This is a genomic window from Paenibacillus sp. B01, from assembly GCF_009649995.1.
GTDB lineage: Bacteria > Bacillota > Bacilli > Paenibacillales > Paenibacillaceae > Paenibacillus_O > Paenibacillus_O pasadenensis.
The window spans coordinates 4,305,876-4,324,613 of the sequence record NZ_CP045802.1; the positions used below are offsets into that span (position 1 = coordinate 4,305,876).

The 18,738-nt window shown below is 66.5% G+C and carries 10 protein-coding genes; 7 read left to right on the forward strand and 3 right to left on the reverse strand.

All coding sequences use genetic code 11. From position 1 onward, the window contains the following. Positions 1 to 29: 29 nt before the first annotated feature. On the reverse strand, positions 30 to 5,297 hold the full coding sequence (locus GE073_RS18435) for a hypothetical protein (RefSeq protein WP_153784046.1): 5,268 nt from the start codon (positions 5,295 to 5,297) through the stop codon (positions 30 to 32). 459 nt (positions 5,298 to 5,756) lie between these two features. On the opposite strand from GE073_RS18435, the gene GE073_RS25535 reads away from it, so the two are divergent. Next, a complete protein-coding gene (locus GE073_RS25535) occupies positions 5,757 to 6,176 on the forward strand; it encodes a transposase (protein ID WP_228551633.1) in 420 nt (139 codons plus the stop codon). Between the two features lie 4 nt (positions 6,177 to 6,180). On the opposite strand, the gene GE073_RS18445 is transcribed toward GE073_RS25535, so the two are convergent. Together GE073_RS18445 and GE073_RS18450 are read right to left on the reverse strand one after the other, a co-directional pair. Continuing rightward, on the reverse strand, positions 6,181 to 7,299 hold the full coding sequence (locus tag GE073_RS18445) for a response regulator (RefSeq protein ID WP_153784047.1): 1,119 nt from the start codon (positions 7,297 to 7,299) through the stop codon (positions 6,181 to 6,183). Between the two features lie 3 nt (positions 7,300 to 7,302). Continuing rightward, positions 7,303 to 10,335: an ATP-binding response regulator gene (locus GE073_RS18450; protein WP_153784048.1), complete on the reverse strand. Its 3,033-nt coding sequence runs from the start codon at positions 10,333 to 10,335 to the stop codon at positions 7,303 to 7,305. 276 nt (positions 10,336 to 10,611) lie between these two features. Between GE073_RS18450 and GE073_RS18455 the strand changes: the two genes are divergently transcribed. The 6 genes from GE073_RS18455 to GE073_RS25975 all read left to right on the forward strand — a co-directional run bounded on the left by GE073_RS18455 (position 10,612) and on the right by GE073_RS25975 (position 18,443). Beyond that, a complete protein-coding gene (locus GE073_RS18455; protein ID WP_153784049.1) occupies positions 10,612 to 11,988 on the forward strand; it encodes a YheC/YheD family endospore coat-associated protein in 1,377 nt (458 codons plus the stop codon). A 69-nt stretch (positions 11,989 to 12,057) separates the two neighbouring features. Then, positions 12,058 to 13,212, forward strand: coding sequence for a YheC/YheD family protein (locus tag GE073_RS18460; RefSeq protein WP_153784050.1), 1,155 nt, complete (start codon positions 12,058 to 12,060; stop codon positions 13,210 to 13,212). A 40-nt stretch (positions 13,213 to 13,252) separates the two neighbouring features. After that, positions 13,253 to 14,623 carry a YheC/YheD family endospore coat-associated protein gene (locus tag GE073_RS18465; protein WP_153784051.1) on the forward strand — a complete coding sequence of 457 codons (1,371 nt, stop codon included), beginning with the start codon at positions 13,253 to 13,255 and terminating at the stop codon, positions 14,621 to 14,623. Next, positions 14,623 to 15,789, forward strand: a complete 1,167-nt coding sequence (locus GE073_RS18470) for a YheC/YheD family endospore coat-associated protein (protein ID WP_028599120.1) — start codon at positions 14,623 to 14,625, stop codon at positions 15,787 to 15,789. Before GE073_RS18465 ends, GE073_RS18470 begins: the two co-directional genes overlap by 1 nt. 1 nt (position 15,790) lies before the next feature. Then, complete coding sequence (locus GE073_RS18475) at positions 15,791 to 16,711, forward strand: GNAT family N-acetyltransferase (RefSeq protein WP_153784052.1); 921 nt, start codon at positions 15,791 to 15,793, stop codon at positions 16,709 to 16,711. Next, on the forward strand, positions 16,668 to 18,443 hold the full coding sequence (locus GE073_RS25975; RefSeq protein ID WP_153784053.1) for a YheC/YheD family protein: 1,776 nt from the start codon (positions 16,668 to 16,670) through the stop codon (positions 18,441 to 18,443). The genes GE073_RS18475 and GE073_RS25975 overlap by 44 nt, the downstream gene beginning before the upstream one ends. The last annotated feature ends 295 nt before the right edge of the window (positions 18,444 to 18,738 follow it).

The following is an 18,738-nucleotide window of genomic DNA, read 5'->3' on the forward strand; positions in this document are numbered from 1 at the left end:
AACATCCCCCAGTTCCTTCGTTCATCACTCTATTTGACCGATCCGACAAAGAAGCTCGCATATTCGCGATCGCGCTCTTGCGTGCGGACGATGACCGTATACCAGCCCGCCTTCGGGAAGGTTACGGTGAAGCCGCTGCCTGCCAGCTGCTCGTACGTCAGCTTCGTCGCGATCGACTTCATCTGGCCTTCGCGGTACAGGCCCGGCTGGTACAGCAGCTCGAACGTGCCCGCTTCGTTGACCGCCGCCTTGCCGCCGACCTTCATGTCGCCGTAGCCGCTGACGCGGAACGTGATGCGGTTCGTATCGAACAGCGCCTGCTCGCCGGACGAGGCCGACAGCAGCGTGCCGTTGCCGAAGATGAGCAGCCCGCCGTTTTTGACGACGACGACGTCCTGGTACGCGACCGTGCGGTTGCCGACCTCGTCGGTCGCCGTGTAGGCGACGCGCTGGCGGCCGAGCTGGCCCAGGTCAAGGCCGCTGATCTCCACCTTGATCTTGTCCGCCGCCGACACATTGTCGGAAGCCTCGTAGCCGCCGAGATCGGCTGCCGCATTGAAGCCGGCCTTGTTCTGCACGATGCCGACGGAGCTCTGCTTCAGCCGCAGCGTCGGCGCGGCGTTGTCGAGGCCCGCTACTGTCACCGGAATCTGCGTGGCGTTGCCGAGCGCGTCGGAGATCGAGATCGAGGACACGCCGTTCGTCTCGAATATGCGAGAGTACGAGTAGGCTCCGCCGGCATCGCTCACCTGATTGCTGTAGGCGCCTGGCGTCCCGATCGGACGCAGGCCGGAGAAGACGGCGTTCGGCGCGGCGATCTTGCCGCTGACCGTCACCTTCATCCTGCCGGCGGCGTATTTCTTGCCGCCGATCGTGGCGATGCGGCTCGCCGGCAGCTCCGCGCCGTTCGCGTCGATGAACGTGTAGGACACGCGCTCCGGCTGCGGGCCTTCGCTGGCGATGCCGTCCACCTGCTCCTTGACGACGAGCGTATTGCCGAGCGCGTCGCCGACCGTGAACGAGACCACGCCGTTTTGCGTCACGGCGACGCCGTTGTTCTGGCTGTGCACGACGAAGTCGCGGGCCCCGGCGTCGGCCTTGACGACCGACAGCGTCACGCCCGAGGACAGCACGACGTTGCCGCTGCCGTCGGTGATCGTGCCGAACGTCAGGCTGCCGTCCTTGCCGTAGGCGTAGGAGCGCTCGATCTTGACGCGCGGCGGCGTGCGGTCGATGTTGGCCACGACGGCGGTCGCCTCGCCGGTGTTGCCGGCGGCGTCCTTGAAGGTGAAGGTGAAGCTGCCGTTGTCCGTGAACGTGTAGGCGCTCTTGCCGCCGTTGTTCGTGACGACGATCGGCTCGGTGCCGGTCAGCATCGCCGTCACGCTGCCGTTCGTCTGCACGTTGTTGCTGACCGAGTACTGGATGATGCCGGCCGGAGGCGTGCCGTCGACATGGTTCACGACGACAACGAGCGTCTCCTTGCGCTTCGCATCGTTCAGATCGCTCAGATCGAACGTGTAGAAGCCGTTCTCCTTGACGTTGAAGCGGTTGCCGGAGCGGACCGGCTGCACATGGTTGAGCTTCGACGGCACGATGCGGATGCCCGGCGGAGGCGCGATCTCGATCGTCGCTCCCGTCTGGGCGTTCACCGGCGTCAGCGACGGGATCGTCGCCACCGCATAGACCGGCTCGGCGTCGGGGTCGAAGCCCGCGGCGTCGACCGGATAGACGGCGCCGACCTTGCCGCCCGGCGAGCGGTACTTGACCTGCACCTGCAGCGCGGCCGGATCTCCCGACGGCACCTTCAGGCTGGCGAACGTCGTGTACGGACGCCATTTCAGCCAGGTCGATCCCCCGTCCGGGGACACCGAGTAGTCGTAGCCCGACGGATTTTCCGTCTGCAGCCCCAGCTTGACGATCGCCGTGTAGCCGTCCTCTTCGTCGCCGGTCAGGGAGATGAGCTTGGACGTGCCGGGAGCGGCCGGAGCGTCCTTGACCGGGCCGGCCAGCTTGAACGTGCCGGAGGTGGCCGCCAGCGCGGAGTTGCCTGCGCCGTCCACGGCCTTGACGTACAGGCGGAAGTCCGCCGTCTCGCCCGGCGCCAGCCGCTCCGCGCCATCCAGTTGCGCGACGCGGTCGCTCTTCAGCTCCTGCCAGCCGCCCGAGCCTTCCGTCGGCTCCGACTCCCCTTCGCGCACCCATTGGAACCAGGCGTTCAGGTTGTTCTTGCTGTACAGCTCCGCTACCGTGACGAGCACGCTCTGAATGGGCAGCGGATAGCTCAGCCCCTCGAGGCCGAAGCCGATCTGCGGCGGCTCGTTGTCGAAATAGTAGGCCCGGGAGTAATACTGCGTACGGTCGCCGAGCTGCGCCTTCACATGCACGTAGCGGACGCCGCTTTTCCCTTCATCCGGGATCGTATAGCTCGTCCAGCCAAGCTCGTCGGTGCCGAGCGGATCGAGCGGCGAGAACGCGCCGTCCGCAGGACGCAGCGGACTGTCCGACCAGGCGTAGCCGAGCGAATCCGGCAGCGCCTCGCCGATATGGAATGTCAGCTCCGAGCTGCGGACGAAGCTCACTTTCGGCTCCGGCAGGAATTTCGTCGGCACGGCCTGCTCCGAGCTCACCGTGATCGGCGCGCTCTGCGGCGTGTCGACGACGAAGTTGCCGGCTTGGTCCTCGGCTCTCAGGTAGAGCCAGTAGGCTCCGTCCTCGAACACGTCGCTGTAGGTCGACTGCGTCACCGTATAGGACGGCGCGTCATCGCCGTACACGGCGCCCGCCACCGTCGTCGCCGGCTTCCACTCCAGCTCCTGCGGATCGAAGCCCTCCTTGACCCACTGGTAGCCGATGCTGCGGATGCCGCTATGCGGCTCCTCGACGAGCGCCTCGACCGTCACGTTGGCCGTGCCGTCTGCCGAGACGGCTGCCGGCTGCAGCACCGGCTGCTTGTTGTCCAGGCGCAGGATGCCGACCTCATGCGTCCAGTTGGAGTCGTCGTGCTTGAAGTCCTCCAGCTCCCAGAGCTTGGAGTCGCCGTACTGGCCGACCGCCTGCAGCGCCTTGTTGTCGGCGTAGACGGTCTTGTCCGCCTCCGACTCGCCCGGCGCCTCGGCCTTCCATGCCTCGTACTGCTGCGGATGTTGGGCGACGTAGTCCTTGCTCTTGTCGTACTGCATCAGCTCGCGGGCGGTATCCCACGTCATGTCCGCCGTCCACGCATGCAGGTACCACTTGCCGCTGTTCTCCGGCAGCAGCGCCTCGGGCGGCGGCGCGATCAGGTTCGTCTTGTTGTTCGTCACCGACAGCGTGAGGCCGGCCATCTCCGGATACAGCTCCTCCGCAGGCTGCTTGGCCGACAGCGAGTAGCGCTTGATCGCGGCGAAATGGTCGCTTTCCTTGCCCGCGAGCGGATCGGCCGGCGACTGGCTCCACGTGTAATAAACGAGGCCGATCGACGGCGACGCCTCGGCGCTCATGTTGCTCGGCCGGTAGATGCCGCGGCTCGGACGCTCCAGCCCGCGGTCAGGGACGGACGGATCGAGCGGAGGCACGAGCAGGGACGGATCGTTGGCGTCGATCGTCATCTTGCCTTCCTTGGCGTAGGTCGAGCCCGTAGCTCCGCCCTGCTCGTAGCGGTAGCCGATGATCGGCTTCGTATTGTCGATCATGAGATTGGCCCAGTCGATCTTGGAGCTTACGAGCGACGGCTCCAGATCAAGCGGCGCATTGGCATAGGTATCCTGGAAATTCGCCGGCTGGATGAGCAGGTTGCCCGCATAGTCCTGGATGACCTCGAGATCGGATGTCTGCGGCGTCTTGCGGTCATGGGACAGCGAGACGACCTTGAGCAGCGGCGTCTCGAGGTCCACGGAATCGCCGATCGTCGCCCGGAATTTCCATACCGACTTGCTGTAGCCGGAGACGTAGTAGGCGCGCATGCCGTTGTTGAACAGCAGGTACGTGCCGTTCTCCTGCCCTTCCCACAGCCGATTGACGATACCCGGCTCGGTGAGCTGCACGCTGAAGTCGATGACGTCGCCTTTGTTCAGCGTCGTGCCGGTCAGAATTTCCGGCTGGATGCCGTTTCCGCTTTTCGTGTACTTCGGACGCACCGCGTCGACGATGACGCGGTAGCCGCCGGATTTGTAGTCGAACGGATCGACGGCGCGGCCGGCAGAGACGACGACCGGCAGGCTCCCCGCGCTCGCCTTGTTGGGGAAGCGCATCGAGGCGACGTTGCCGGCGGCGTCCGCCAGCACGGCCTGCTCGAGCTTCTCCTTGAGCGAGAGGTCCATCGGCAGCGCGTTCAGCGTGCTCGTGTCGACCCTCGGCTCAAGCGGCAGGTTGCCGCTGTTGTGGTACGCCGAGGCGACGTAGCGATAGGCGAGCCGGTCGTGGTAGGTGCCGAGGTTGGCCGCGCTGTAGGTCGTGTTCTGCAGGTACTGCTGCTGGCCCTCCGCCGGCAAGCCGGTATTGGCCTGGTTGACGAACAGCGGATGCCTCAGGAAGTAGTCCGAGAAGCCCGCCGATACGGCGGTCGGCCGGATTGGCTCGCTGAAGTTGTAGGCGAGGTCGACGAACTCGTTCTTCTTGACGTAGAGCTCGGTCTGGTTGATCTCGGTGTTCAAGCGCGTCGCGCCGTTGCCGGTGAACGTATAGTCCTCCAGCACGGGACGCTGCTTGTCCTCGAACAGGATGTACAGGCCGCGCACGCCGGTCGGGCCGTTGTCGTCATCCTCGCCGGAGACGCGGATCCTGATGACCGCGCCCGGCGTCAGCGTCTCTTGCTCCGACTTGTTGTAGATCTGCGTGCTTCCGCTCGTGTCGTCCGTATCGTAGTCCATCAGTTGCCGGCCATTGACCGTCACGGTGATGCTGGAATTCTCCGTGCCCGAGAAGACGCCATAATGCTTACGCAGCACGGCGAAGCCGATCTTGAACGTCGCATGGCCGCTCTGGGCCATCGCCGACAGCAGAGGGTTCTCTCCTACGCGCAGCGTATAGGTCGCGCCCGAATTGACCGTGAAGACGTCGCCCGCGCCCCAGTCGGCCGACGTAGCCGAATCATGCTCCATGTAGAAGCCGCTTTCCATGTTGTTGTAAAAGTTGCCGAACGCGTTCTCAGCCCCGTAGCTGAGGTTTCCGATCCGGTTGCCGAACTTCTGCTTGACCTCGATGTCCGCCGCGGCCGCCTCGGCCGGCTTCACCCAGCCTCCGGACGCCGCTCCCGCGAGCAGGCTCGCCGCCAGCAGCAGCCCAAGTCCCCGCTTGCCTTTTTTGCGCAGCAACACATTGTTGCCCCCCTTATCCCCTTGTCGAACTGAGACGAACGTCCCGATGATTCGACATATTCTGAGACGATTCTAAGAAAAGGGAATAAACGAAAAATAAACAGCCGATAAACAAGCGCAAAAAGAGAGGGTGTCCCGACAGCCTTGGCTTAGGGACACCCTCTTCTAAATGGGTTAACACAAAAAAACTTCCTCTTCCGGGAGGAGTAGACGCCGGCCGGGAAGCGGGCCATCCAAGGCAGAATTGTGCCTTGGATTCGGCTCGCCGGCCGGGAGCCGGGCCATCCAAGGCAGAATTGTGCCTTGGTTCCGGCTCTCCGGCCGGGAACCGGGCCATCCAAGGCAGAATTGTGCCTTGGTTCCGGCCCTCCGGACGGGAGCCGGGCCATCCAAGGCAGAATTGTGCCTTGGTTTCGGCTCTCCGGCCGGGAACCGGGCCATCCAAGGCAGAATTGTGCCTTGGATTCGATTCGCCGGAAACCAGCCTGCACGGAAGCGGAAGGAAACCGAGAAATCAGCGTCAGCCCGCAGTACATGATGCCAAAGAAGAAGGAGCGCGATAAACTCTCCCGTGAAGAAGGACACGCCCTTTCCGTCCGGAGGATTCATGAGCCGGAAAGTGTGTTTGGACAACTGAAAAACAACCGGGGGTTCCGGGGGTTCCGGGGGTTCCTGCTTCGCGGCTTACTAAAAGTAGGCTTGGAGGCCGGGGCGCTTTCCCTTGCCCGCATTCTACTGAAGAAAGCCAGCTGTGTATGCACAAAAACCCCGAATGGAAATGGAGCCGAGGCAACTGGCTTCATGCTTCATCCGAGGTCTTTGCTGTTTTTTGAGATTTTGGGATGTCTCCATTTGCTTTCGGGACAGCCCCTTTTTTGAAGGATTAGAAATGGGCGGAGCCGACGTAGGAGGCGAAGGGGCGGGCGGGAGCAGTGCCCAGCTCGCGGGCGAGCCGCTCCTCCAGCTCCCGGTACTGCCTGGCCGCGTCATGCGTGCGGCCGAGAAACAGATAATGCCGGATCAGCTCCTCGTGGATGTCCTCGCGCAGCGGATCGAGCTCGAGCATCTGCTCGAACAGCGGAAACGCCGCCGCCGGCTTGCCGTCCCGCACGAGCAGCCGCGCCTTGCCCTCCAGCCGCTCCATGCGCTCCCGCTCCAGCCGCCGGGACAGCTCCGCCGCCCATTCGTACAGCCTGCCCTGAAGGAAGCCGCCCGGAGCCGCGGCCTCCGCCTGATCGAACTGCCGCGCGTCCGGCGCCGCCTCGGCGCGGATGCGCTGGACGAGCCGCTCGTACTCGTACAGGTCGCAGTCGACCCTCGCGGCGTCGATGCGGATGTCGTAGCGCCCGGCCAGCAGCAGCGGCTCCAGCCCGGCCTCGGCCAGCGACTTGCGGATGTAGTAGAGCGTCGAGTTGATGTTCTTGGCCGCCTTGTCCGGCTCGAGCCCGCGCCAGAGCGTGTCAGCGACCTCCTCCCGGCTCGCCGTCCCCTTGCACAGCAGATAGGCGAACAGCTCCTCGGTCTTCGGGCTGCGCAGCTTGATCGGCGTCTCGCGTCCGGGGCCGTCCGTGCGGAAGAAGCGGAGGCCGCCGAACATCCGCACGCCGAGCTTCGGCGCCGACGGAGGCGGCTGGGGCGGACGCGCGCGCCGGCTCAGCCGCTCGAGCGTCTTGGCGAGCCGCTCCGCGTTGACCGGCTTGAGCACATAATCCACCGCGTCCTGCTCGAAGGCGTCGACCGCATAGCGGTCATACCCGCTGACAAAGACGATCTGCAGCGGCTCCCGCAGCTGCCTCAGCCGCAGCCCGAGCTCCATGCCGTCGATCTCCGGCATGTTGATGTCGAGGAACGCCACGTCGACGTGATGATCCCGGACGTAGGCGCAGGCCTCGGACGGATGGAAAAAGGTCGCGGCGATCTCCACGCCCCCCAGCTCGCCGGCGATTCTCGCCAGCCTGCGCATCGACAGCTCCTCGTCGTCCACGATGATCGCTCTCAGCATCGGTCATCCTCCTTCTTTCGGTTCGCTCGTCCGGCTCGACGCCGGGATGCGGAACGTCAGCCGCGAGCCGAAGCCCGTGCGGCTGTCCATGCCGAGCCGCTCCCCGTACAGCAGCCGCAGCCGCTCGCTCACGTTCCACAAGCCGACGCCGCCGATGCGCTCCGGCTGCTCGAGCCGGAACAGCATCGCCTGCGCGTCGAAGCCGGCTCCGTCGTCCTCCACCGCCGCATGCACATAGCCTTCGCGCTCGACCACCGTCACCTTCACCTCGCCGCCCTGCGGCCTCGACAGCAGGCCGTGCCGGATCGCGTTCTCCACGAGCGGCTGCAGCAGCAGCGGCGGAAACCGCAGCGCCGGATCGGCCTCGCAGCGCAGCGTCACCTGGAGCCGCGAGCCGAAGCGGGCCTTCTCGATCTCGGTATACGCCTCGATCAGCCTCAGCTCCGCGCCGAGCGTCGACATGCCGTCCCGCTGACCGAAGTCGAAGCTGCCCCGCAGATAGCCCGACAGATGGAGCGTCAGCCGCTCCGCCTTTTCCGGCTCCTCCACGCATAGCTCGGCGATCGCCCCGAGCGCGTTGTAGAGGAAGTGAGGGTTGATCTGGGAGCGCAGGAAGGCGATTTCCCGCTCTCGCGCCTCGCGGACGGACTGCCGCAGCTTGACGAGGCTGCGGACTCGCGCCAGCAGCTCCTCCGCCTCGAACGGCTTGGAGATGTAGTCGTTGGCGCCTAGGTCGAGAGCGAGCCTGCGCTCCTCCTCGCGCCTGCGCCCGGTCAGCATGAGCACCGGCAGCTCAGAGGGCGAGAAGCGGTTCCGCAGCTGCTCGAGCGCATCGAAGCCGCTGCCGTCCGCGAGCGAGACGCCAAGCAGCACGAGGCTCAGCTCCCCCTCCAGCGCAAGCGCCGCGCGCGCCTGCTCCGCGGAGCGGACGCTCACGGCCCGCAGCCCTTCCTGGGCAAGCAGCTGGCACACCGCATGCCGGCTGGCAGCGTCCGGCTCGGCGACGAGCACGACCGTCTGGCCCTTGCTGCCGCCGGCAAGGGCGACAGGCGTTTCGGAGGCCGCCGCCGCCTCCCCTGCGGCCGGCCAGGCGGCCTTGCGGGAAGCGGCGGGATTTTTCTCCAGCAGCAGGGAGAAGCGGAAGGAGCGTCCTTCCTTGCCCGGCAGCGGCTGAAGCGCCAGTCCGCCCTGCAGCTCGATCAGCCGGCGCGTGATCGACAGCGCGAGATCGGCAGCCTCCCCGTCTGCGGCGGCGAGGCATGGCGCGACATCCGGATCCGGAGCGGGCCTCGGCCGGCCGTCGAAATCGACGGTCACGACCGCGAAGCCGAGCTCCTCCTCGGCCGTCACCTCGATCCGGCCTTCTTCCGCCCGCAGCGCCGCCCGCTCGACCAGCCGGTGCAGAATCTGCTCGAGCCGATCCTCGTCCGCATAAACAGCCGCCAGCGTTTCCGGCACTCCGTTCGCCAGCTCGATCGGCCTGCCGCTCAGCAGGAAGCGATGCAGCTCCAGCACCGAGCCGACCGCGGAGCGGAGATCGAGGTTGCGCGGCTCCGGCACGATGTCCTCATGCTTGAGGCGGGAGAAGTCATGCAGATCCTGCACGAGATAGCCGAGACGGCGGCCCGTGCCGGCGATCAGCGCAAGGCTGCGCGCGGAGCCGGGAGCAGGCCCGCCGGCATGCGCCAGGCTGTCCGCCAGATGCACGATGTCCTGCAGCGGAGCTTTGAGCTGGTAGGTCGTCGACGAGAGGAACTCGTCCTTTTGCCGATCGAGCCGCAGCAGCTTGCGATGCATGCGCTCCATGTCGCGGAACGCCCCGTAGAAGCGGTAGACGATGACGAGAAACACGACGAGGCTGAACAGAATCAGATAGATCTGGCTGATCAGCAGGGAGCCCAGCATCGACATGCCGAACAGCAGGCAGCCGTAGGAATACAGGTTGAGCAGCAGCACGGCGAGCAGCAGCAGCAGCGACTCGTAGCGCTGGCCGCGAGGAGCGGCGACATGCCGCGCCGCAGCGCTCCACAGCACCCGGGCCATCAGCACATGCTCGAGCAGGATCGTGACGCGGTACAAGGAGAGGTACTCGCGGATGCTGAGGAACGGGAACATCACCAGGCTGCCCAGCAGCAGGAGCGCGAACAGCTTCGTCAGCCGCCGGTCCGCCCCTTTCCCTTGGAGCAGCATCATCAGGTAGAGCGAGACGAGAAAGCCGGCCAGCGCGCTCATGTCCTTGATCGTATACAGCGTCTGGAAGGAAAGCCCGTCCAGCAGCAGGGCAAGCGGCCGCTCTCCGAGCAAGCCGTTGAAGACGGCCATCGTCACGCAGGTGAGGCCGAACAGCAGCAGCGGCTCGTCGCGCTGTCCGTACAGCCATACCGCCGCGAACAGCACGAGATGGATGAGCCCGATGACCGCCAGCACGACCGCCATCGCCGACTCGCGGATCAGGCTGCGCTCATGGGCTGCGTTGATCGCCTCCTCCTTGCCGAAATAGAGCGACATCGGCACGCCCGCATCGATATAATCGTAATTGGCCGCGTGCACGATGATCTCCGCCTCCGAGCCCTTGATCTCGACGACCGCCAGGCCGGGAGAATTGCCCGGAACGTAAGCTTCCGCCGAAAGGGCGGGCTTGCCGTCCTCGAGCACGAGCCGGCCGTCGACGTAGATCGCGCTGGCGAAGCGGATGTTCATCTTTTTGATCCTGTACACGCCCGGCTCGGACAGATGGGTCAGGCGCAGCCGATAGGTGGCCGCTCCGTAGACGGGCCGCTCCGCGCCTGCAGCCCGGCTGCCGCTCCATACGCCCGGCACCTCCATCCACGAGCGCTCTCCCCGCGGCGTCTCGCCCGGCTGCAGCAGCTCGTTCCAATAAAACTCCCATTCCCCGTCCAGCGCGATCCGGCCGGAGCCGTCCCAGCCCGCCAGATCGATCACGCCTTGCTCCGCCCGGAATGGCTGCTGTCCGCCCCATCGCTCCGAAAAGATGCCGAGCGGCAGCCAGATGCCGAACAGCACGACGATCCCCACGACGCCCAACCCCTTACGCCACAACCGTTCCGCCCCCACCCACTACTTACATATCAATATTTCCAGGTCTTATTTATCGGCTTCAACGAGGCAATCGTGAAGAGGCGGAGGACAATCGCTTGGCGGCTCCGCGTCTTCGCTGCTGGTACAAAGCGTCCCGTCCTTCTTGGATCGCGCCTAGAACCACGAGATAGATGTCCTCATATGATGAATTAATTCGCTTCATTCACCTAGACCTGCCATGCGTTACCCTTCGTTCCGGAAGGAGATTCACCGATGCTCAAATCCAAGTCCAAGATCGCCGTCCAGGTGACCCAAGGAGGCCACGGAGCCGACGATGCGATCGTGCTCGGCGAGTCCGTCCTCAAGCATCACAAGATTCCGTCCGGCACTCCGATCGCGCTCCGGTTCGGCTCGTACCGCACCGCCGTGCGGGTCGTATCCGGCGGCAAGGGCGACACGATGCGGCTGCCCTCCGCGCTGGCCCGCAGCCTGGGCATCCACGGAGCCGTCTCGCTGCGGCTGCACTTCCGGCCGAGCACCCAGACGCTGTCGCTCGGCCCGCTGATCGGCGTGCTCGTCAGCCGCGACTATCCGCAGCAGCCCGATCGGCCCTTCGGCTCGATCACGATGTTCTGCCGCGAGCTGGTCGACGCCTGCGCCGCGCAAGGCGCCCATGTATACTTCTTTACGCCCGAGGCGGCCGGTCCCGGTCCGCGCATCGACGGCTGGGTGCATGGCGACGGCGGCTGGCGCAAGGCGAGCCTGCCCGTGCCCGACGTCGTGAACAATCGGCTGACGGCGCGCAAGCTCGAGAACCGTCCGTCCGTCCAGCAGCTGTTCAGGGAAGCCAAGTCCCGCTACGGCACGCAAGTGTTCAACGAAAAGTTCCTCGACAAGCATGAGGTGTTCGATGCGCTCGGCAAGGACCCCTCGCTCGGCAAATACTTGCCGGAGTCGCGGCTGCTGAAGAGCTTCGCCGATCTCAAGACGGTCTCTTCCCGCCACGCTACCGTCTTCCTCAAGCCGGTGCGGGGCAGCCTCGGCAAAGGCATCATCAAGGCGAGCCGGATGGAGGGCGAGGGCATCCTCGCCACCTACACCGCCCCGACCGGCATCCGGCGGCAGGCGTATCCGACTCTCGCCAAGTTCTACGGCTCGCTCGGCGGCAAGATGAAGACGGTCCGCTACCAGCTCCAGCAAGGCCTGACGCTGATCGACATCGGCAAGCGGCCGGTCGACTTCCGAGCGCTCGTGCAGCGCAGCGGCACCGGCGCCTGGATCGTCACATCGGTCGTCGCCCGCACGGCCGGCAGCAATCACTTCGTCTCCAACCTGGCTCGCGGAGGCACGCTCAGCCGCGTCAAGGACGCGGTCGGGCGCAGCAGCCTCGCTCCCGGCTACAAGGCCGGCGCAAGCGCCAAGCTGGAGAAGGCCGCGCTCGACATCGCGAAGGGGATCGAGGAGCGCATTCCCGCCCACTTCGGCGAGCTCGGCATCGACCTGGCGATGGATACCGGCGGCCGCGTCTGGCTGCTGGAGGTCAATTCCAAGCCGTCCAAAAACGACAACACGCCGCTCGAAGGGGGCAAGATCCGCCCCTCGGTGCGGAACATGATCCAATACGCGCGTTACTTGGCCGGCTTCCAATAGCGTCCGGCCCGCCAGCCCGCCGCCGGTCCGCCGGCAGCAGCAGCTGAACCCCGTGAGGAGGAGCCCGCGATGAAAAGCGATGCAGGCGTAATCGGAGTATGGATCGGAAAGGCGCCCCGACCGGACGGCTCCGGCAGGCTGACGGTTCCCGAGGACGGATTCCTCGCGGCTCTGGCCGAACGGGCCGCCGAGCTGCGCCTGCCGCTGCATCTGTTCGCCGCGGAAGGCTTCCGCGCCGAAACGGGCTCCCTGACCGGCTACGTCCGCGAAGGCGGATGCTGGCAGGAGCGGGAAGTCGCGCTGCCGGCCGTCGTCTACGACCGCTGCGGACCGAGCGGAGCGTCCAGCCGTCGCTCCAGCGAGCTGCAGCTGGAGCGGATGCGCCGCCTCCATCCTCATGCGCGGCTCAGCAGCTGGCTGCCCGGCAAGCTCGCGCAGCTGGAGGCGCTGCGCCGCGCCGGCTCCGAGCTGGCCGCGCTCGCGCCGCCGACCCGCCTGCTGAACGGGGCATCCTCCGTCGCGGAGGCCGCGCGCGAATGGGGAGCGGTCTTCCTCAAGCCGGACGGCGGCATGCAGGGACGCGGCGTCCTCTCCCTCGGTCCGGACGGCAGCGGCTGGCTGCTGCGCGGCCGCGCCGGGGACGGCCGGACGCTGGCCGCCCGCTTGCCCGACCTGGAGGCGGCGGCCGAGCGGACGGAGCGGCTGGTCCGCGGACGCCGCTACATCCTCCAGCCGCAGCTGCCGCTATGCGACCGCCAAGGCCGGCCGTTCGACGTGCGGGCGCTCGTGCAGAAGGACGGGCGCGGACGCTGGCGTCTGACCGGCACGGCGCTGCGGCGCGGCCGTCCCGGCGGCATCGCCTCCAACCTGCACGGCGGCGGCGAGGCGCTGCCCGCCCGCGACGGCCTCGAGCTGCTGCTCGGCGCCGAAGGGGCGGCCCGCTGCTCGGCCGAGATCGACCGGCTGGCGCTGCTTGCCGCCGAAGCGGCCGAGAACGCCTTCGGCCGGCTCGCCGAGCTCGGCCTCGACTTCGGCGTCGAGCCGGACGGCCGCCTCTGGCTGCTGGAGCTCAACTCCCGTCCCGGCCGCGACGCCTTCTCGTCTTTTCCCGGCGGCATCGCCCGTACGGCGGTGGAACGCCCGCTGCTCTACGCCCGCCTGCTGGGCGCGCGCCCTGTCCCGGAGCGTTCCGGCGCCCGATCGTCGGCCGCTCCTTCGCGATAAATCGACCCAACCTAGCGACAGAACGTTCAGGAGGTTCATCATGAGTCTTACTTTGTGCAACGTGCATTTTTCGGATAAGAAGGACCGTGTCGTCTATGTATCCGGGCCGCTGTACCGATCGCTCAAGCTGTCGGACAAAAAGAAGCTGCAGATCAAGCTCGGCCGGGAGACGGTCACCGCCTCGGTCAAGGCGGTCAAGCGCGAGGGCAATCATGTGTTTCTCAGCTCGGCGCTCCGCCAGCAGATCCGCGTGCCGAAGTCGGGCAACGTGTTCATGCTGCACGCCTCGGAGAACGAGGTGCAGCTCGGGCCGCTCGTCGGTATCCTGAGCGACGGTTATGTCAGCTCCTCCCTGCCGTTCGGCTCGCGCACGGGCTTCATCAAGGACCTGATCCGCATCGGCGAGAAGAAGGCGTATTTCTTCGGCTTCACCCCCAAGGACATCAACTGGCCGCAGGAGACGGTGAACGGCTATTTCCTGAACGCCGACGGCTCCTGGTATCGCAAGACCGTGCCCCTCCCCGACGTCGTCTACAACCGGCTGCCGAGCCGCAAGGCCGAGACCGGTTCCTATATCAGCTCGCTGCGCGAGCGCTTCGTCCGCAAGGGCATCCCGTTCTTCAACTGGAGCTACTTCAACAAGTCCGACGTCTACAAGCTGCTCGACAAGGACGTGGAGGCGCTGCGCCATCTGCCGGAATCCGTCTCCGGTCCGAGCGACGCCAAGATCAAGGAGCTGCTGGAAAAGCATCACTTCGTCTACTTCAAGCCGAGCGGCGGCAGCCTCGGCGCCGGCATCTACCGGCTGACGTACCAGCCGAAGCAAGGCTACTTCGCCCGCTACCGCAGCGGCGGCAAAAACGTGCTGCTGCGCTTCGGCACCTTCCAGGCGCTCATGCGCACGATGCACGCGCGGCACGGCAGCTCGTTCGGCGGCTATGTCGTGCAGCAGGGCATCCGGCTCGTCGAGATCGAGGGCTGCCCGCTCGATTTCCGCTTCCACATGCACAAGAACGGCCGCAACGAATGGGTGACGGCGGGCATCGGAGCGAAAAAAGCCGGCAAGGGCAGCGTGACGACGCATATCAAGAACGGCGGCGTGCTCATGACGCCGGGCAACGCGCTCTCGCGCACGTTCGGCAGCCAAGCCGGCGAGGTGCTGGAGAAGGCGAAGCGCGTCGCGGTCCGGATGAGCGAGGCGATCGAGCGCAACTACCCGCATCGGCTCGGCGAGCTCGGCCTCGACCTCGGCATCGACAAGGACGGCGAGGTGTGGATGTTCGAAGCCAACGCCAAGCCCGGCCGCTCGATCTTCAAGCATCCGGCGCTCAAGCCGGAGGGCCGCGCCTCGCTGGAGTACATCCTCGAGCACTGCCTCTACCTGAGCCGCTTCCGGGGGAGGGACAGCTGATGGAATACGAGCTTCCGTACGGATTTTCAGCCGAGCTGACCGCGCGCAAGCCTGTGCTGGCGATATTGACGATGTCCGATCCGAAGCTCGGCTTCCGCGGCAACCGGGCCAATTTCGCCGATCTGGTCCGGACCGGCAAGGAGATGGGCTTCATCGTCTACGTGCTGCCGATGCGCTACCTGAAGTTCTCCCAGCCGATGCTGACCGGCTTCTCGCTCGCCGACTCGGCGGGCAAGGGCGGCGAGTGGGAAAAGGGACTGTTCCCTTTCCCCGACCTCGTCTACAACCGCATCCCGCAGCGCGAGGATGAGCTCATGCCGCGCGTCCAGCGCAAGCTGAAGCTGCTGCTCGCGAGTCCCCGCGTGAAGGGCGTGTTCAACCCGTCCTTTTTCAACAAATGGGAGCTGTTCGAATGGCTGCGGAAATCGCAGGCGACGAAGCGCTACATCCCGGCGACGCGCCGGATGGCGACCGTGGGCGGACTCGACCGGATGATGAGCAAGCATCCGTACCTGTACCTCAAGCCCGTCAGCGGCAAGGCCGGCAAGGGCATCATGACGATCCGCGTCTATCCGGAGAAGCCGCTGCCGTACCGGCTCAGCATCCAGAACCGGAAAAAAAGCAGCACCTATAATTGTTCGACGGTAACCAAGCTATGGGCGCGTATCCTGAAAGAGAGCGGCGGCGCAACGTACATCGCCCAGCAAGGGATCGACCTCGCCTTGTACCAGGAGCGGCGGTTCGACCTGCGCGCGCTCGTGCAAAAGAACGGCGCCGGCCAGTGGTCGGTCACCGGAGTCGGCGCGAGGGTCGCCGGCTCCAAGAGCATCACGACCCATGTGCCGCGCGGCGGCAGCATCGAGGATCCGGAGAAGCTGCTCAGCCATGCGTTCGGCGCGGAGAAGGCGCGCCAGCTGATCAGCCGTGCGCGCAGCGCCTGCGTGCAGCTGGCCCGTCAGATCGAGTCGGCCAGCGGCCATAGCCACGGCGAGATGTCGATGGATCTCGGCGTCGATGCCGCGGGCGGACTGTGGTTCTTCGAAGCCAACTCCAAGCCGATGAAGTTCGACGAGCCTCATATCCGCAAGAAATCGCTCGAGCGCATCTTCCATTACGGCAGCTATCTGATGCGCTCGCCGAAGCCGGGAAAGGCTGGAGGCGCTTGACATGAAGGCAATGCTTCTGACACCGAAGCAATGGACCCGCAGCCGGGAGCCGCTCCTGCGGCTGATGGCCGCCTGGGGCGGCGGACGGCTGTCGGCGGCGGGCCTCGCGGCTCTGAAGGAGCTGCGGGCGGAGGAGCTGGAGCCCGCGGGCGGAGGGGCTCCGGCGGCGGCGCTGGCCGTCCTGCTGGAGCAGGGACGTCCGGCGGGCATCGCCTTTGCCCGCAAGGCAGGCCGGGAGGCCTGCCTTGTCGCCGTCTCGCCGCCCTGCCGCGGCCGAGGAGCCGGCAGCCGGCTGCTGCGCGAGCTGCAGCGGACGTGGGGAGCGCTCGACTGCCGCGTCGCCGCGGACAACGCCGCGAGCATGAAGATGTGCTTCCGCGCCGGCATGGCCGCAGTGGCGCTGGAGGATGGCCCGACCGGCAAGCCGACGCTCGTGTTCCGCAGCGGCGCCAGCGCGCTTGCCGCGCAAGGCGCGCAAGACGGCGCGGCGCGGGCGGAGGCGCTCCGCGAGGCGGGGCGGATTGAGACGGCGCAAGTCAATGCGGCGCGTTCCCAGGCGGGGCGGTCTGAGGTAGAGCGTTTCGAAGTGGAGCGGCCTCAGGCGGAGCGGTTCGAGACGGCTTGGTTCGAGGCGGCTCAGCCTCAGGCGGAGCGGTCCCAGGTGGGGCGGTCCGAGGCGGAGCGGTCCGAGGCGGCTTGGCCTCAGGCGGAAAGGTCCCAGGTGGGGCGGTCCCAGGTGGGGCGGTCCCAGGTAGGGCGGTCCGAGGCGGGGGCGACGAGAGCAGCGCGCACCGCAGGCGCGGCGCGAACCCCCTCCTCCCGGCCTTCCGGCCGCGAGCTCCTTCCGAAAAAGCCCGCTGCTGCAAGGAGGGATGATCATGGCTCAGCCGGTGCTCGGCATCTTAACGTTATACCTCAATGAGAACAAGGCGCTCGAGGAGCGCCCGATCTATCAGCGGATGATCGTCGCCGGCAAGAAAATGGGGCTCGACGTGTTCGTCTTCACGCCTGCCGACGTCGATTACGAGAAGAACCGGATCCAGGCGATGATCTACGATCCGTCGTCGAAGACGTGGTCGCGGCGCTGGACCTCCTTTCCCCATATGATCTTCGACCGCTGCCGCATCCAGCAGAGCTACCGCTTCGAGCAGCTTCAGAAATTCCGCTCCCGCTACGGCCATCTGACCTTCCTCAACCGGATGCTGCGCAACAAATGGACGGTGTACAAGACGCTGGCCGCGCAAAGCCGGTTTCAAGGACGGCAGCCGCTGACCGTGCTGTATGCCGGACACAAGGATCTGGCCGACATGCTGCGCCGCTTCCCGCTCGTCTTCCTCAAGCCGATCAACGGAACGGGCGGGCGCGGCATCCTGCGGATCGAGCGGCAGAAGGAAGGCGTCTATCTCATCCAAGGACGCGATCAGTCTCGGCGCATCATCCGGCCGCAGAAGGTCGGAGCGGCCGCGCTGCAGGAGCGGCTTTCCTCCTGGAGCCTCGGCGGCGGCAAGTACATCGTGCAGCAGGGCATCATGATCAAGCTGCCGAGCGGCCGCGTCCACGACTACCGGCTGCTCGTGCAGAAGAACGGCCGCGGCGAATGGGAGCCGACCGGCTGCGCGGGCCGGGTCGGCGCGGCGGGCAGCATCACCTCCAACCTGCACGGCGGCGGCAAGGCGATGCGCATGGAGGAGCTGCTCTCCTCCTGGGTCGGCGACGAGGAGCTGGCCGCGTCCGTACGCCGCGAGGCGGAGCAGTTCGGCGTCGAAGTCGCGGCCCATCTGGAGCGGCAGTACGGCCGCCTGTGCGAGCTGGCGCTCGACCTGGCGATCGACAAGAAAGGCGGCATCTGGCTGCTCGAGGTCAATCCGAAGCCCGCGCGCGAGGTGTTCCGCCAGAGCGGCGATCTCGCGACCTATGAGCGGGCCATCGTGAAGCCGCTGGAGTACGCGCTGTACCTCTACTCGAGACGCGGACGCAAGTCCGGCGGCCGCACGACAGGCGGCCGCACGGCCGGGTCGCGCACGAGAGGCTCGCGCACGGCCGGATCGAGGACGACGGGCTCGCGCACGACCGGTTCAAGCCTGGGCGGCGCGCAGCCGGTCGGCTCGGGGCCGGCGGCAGACGAAGCGGCGACGCTCGGCTCCGGCTCGAAGCGCCGGAATGCGGAGCCCGGCGGCAGTCGCAGCCCGGCCGGGACGGCCGCAGGCAGCGGCAGGAGCGGATTGGCCGGATCGGCGGCAGGCAGCGGCAGTAGCGGTCCGGCCGGATCGGCGGCAGGCAGCGGCAAAAGCGGCGCGGCCAGCGCGGCCGCGGACGGCGGCAAGCGCTCGGCGGCAGGCGGCGCGCAGGGACGCGTCTCGAAGCAGCCGCCTGGCGGGCGGCGCGGGGAGAACGAGTCGCCGAATCGGCGGCGCAAACCGAGACCGCTGGCCGGATCGGGTCCGTTCGCGGCGAACAAGCCGACGATCCGCTCCGTCCCGGCGCCGGCGAGTTCCGCTCTTTCCGCTGACATGGATGAGGCGGAGCTTGAGCCTCTTGCCGCGCCGGCCGATACGGCGGCGAAGCAGGCCGATCCATCGGTAAAGCAGGCCGATCCGTCGGCCGAGCAAGTCGACACAGCGGCCGCGCCGCAGACGGAGGAGAACGGGGAGTAGACGGAATCCGTCTTGTCCGTTCGGAAGGACCCGGGCAGCCTAGGAAGGTCGATTTCGTGAAAAAATCGGCCTGCAGACTCCCCCGAGTGCGATCCTCGGGCTGCAACCCGATAAAATCAGCTTGCGGACTCCCCGGGGCGCAATCCCCGGGCCGTAACCCGAAAAAATCGGCTTACGGACTCCCCGGGGCGAGATTCTCGGGCTGTAACCCGATAAAATCGGCTTGCGGACTCCCCAAGGCGCGGCTCCTCCGCGAAGCGGCTGGCCACGAAAAAAGACGTACATCAAAAAACCA

What these genes read in the sequence shown, in the direction of transcription:
- GE073_RS18470 (WP_028599120.1), top strand. Translation starts at nt 14,623, where the DNA reads ATGGAATACGAGCTTCCGTACGGATTTTCAGCCGAGCTGACCGCGCGC.
- GE073_RS18475 (WP_153784052.1), top strand. Translation starts at nt 15,791, where the DNA reads ATGAAGGCAATGCTTCTGACACCGAAGCAATGGACCCGCAGCCGGGAG.
- GE073_RS18455 (WP_153784049.1), top strand. Translation starts at nt 10,612, where the DNA reads ATGCTCAAATCCAAGTCCAAGATCGCCGTCCAGGTGACCCAAGGAGGC.
- GE073_RS25975 (WP_153784053.1), top strand. Translation starts at nt 16,668, where the DNA reads ATGGCTCAGCCGGTGCTCGGCATCTTAACGTTATACCTCAATGAGAAC.
- GE073_RS18465 (WP_153784051.1), top strand. Translation starts at nt 13,253, where the DNA reads ATGAGTCTTACTTTGTGCAACGTGCATTTTTCGGATAAGAAGGACCGT.
- GE073_RS18460 (WP_153784050.1), top strand. Translation starts at nt 12,058, where the DNA reads ATGAAAAGCGATGCAGGCGTAATCGGAGTATGGATCGGAAAGGCGCCC.
- GE073_RS18445 (WP_153784047.1), bottom strand. Translation starts at nt 7,299, where the DNA reads ATGCTGAGAGCGATCATCGTGGACGACGAGGAGCTGTCGATGCGCAGG.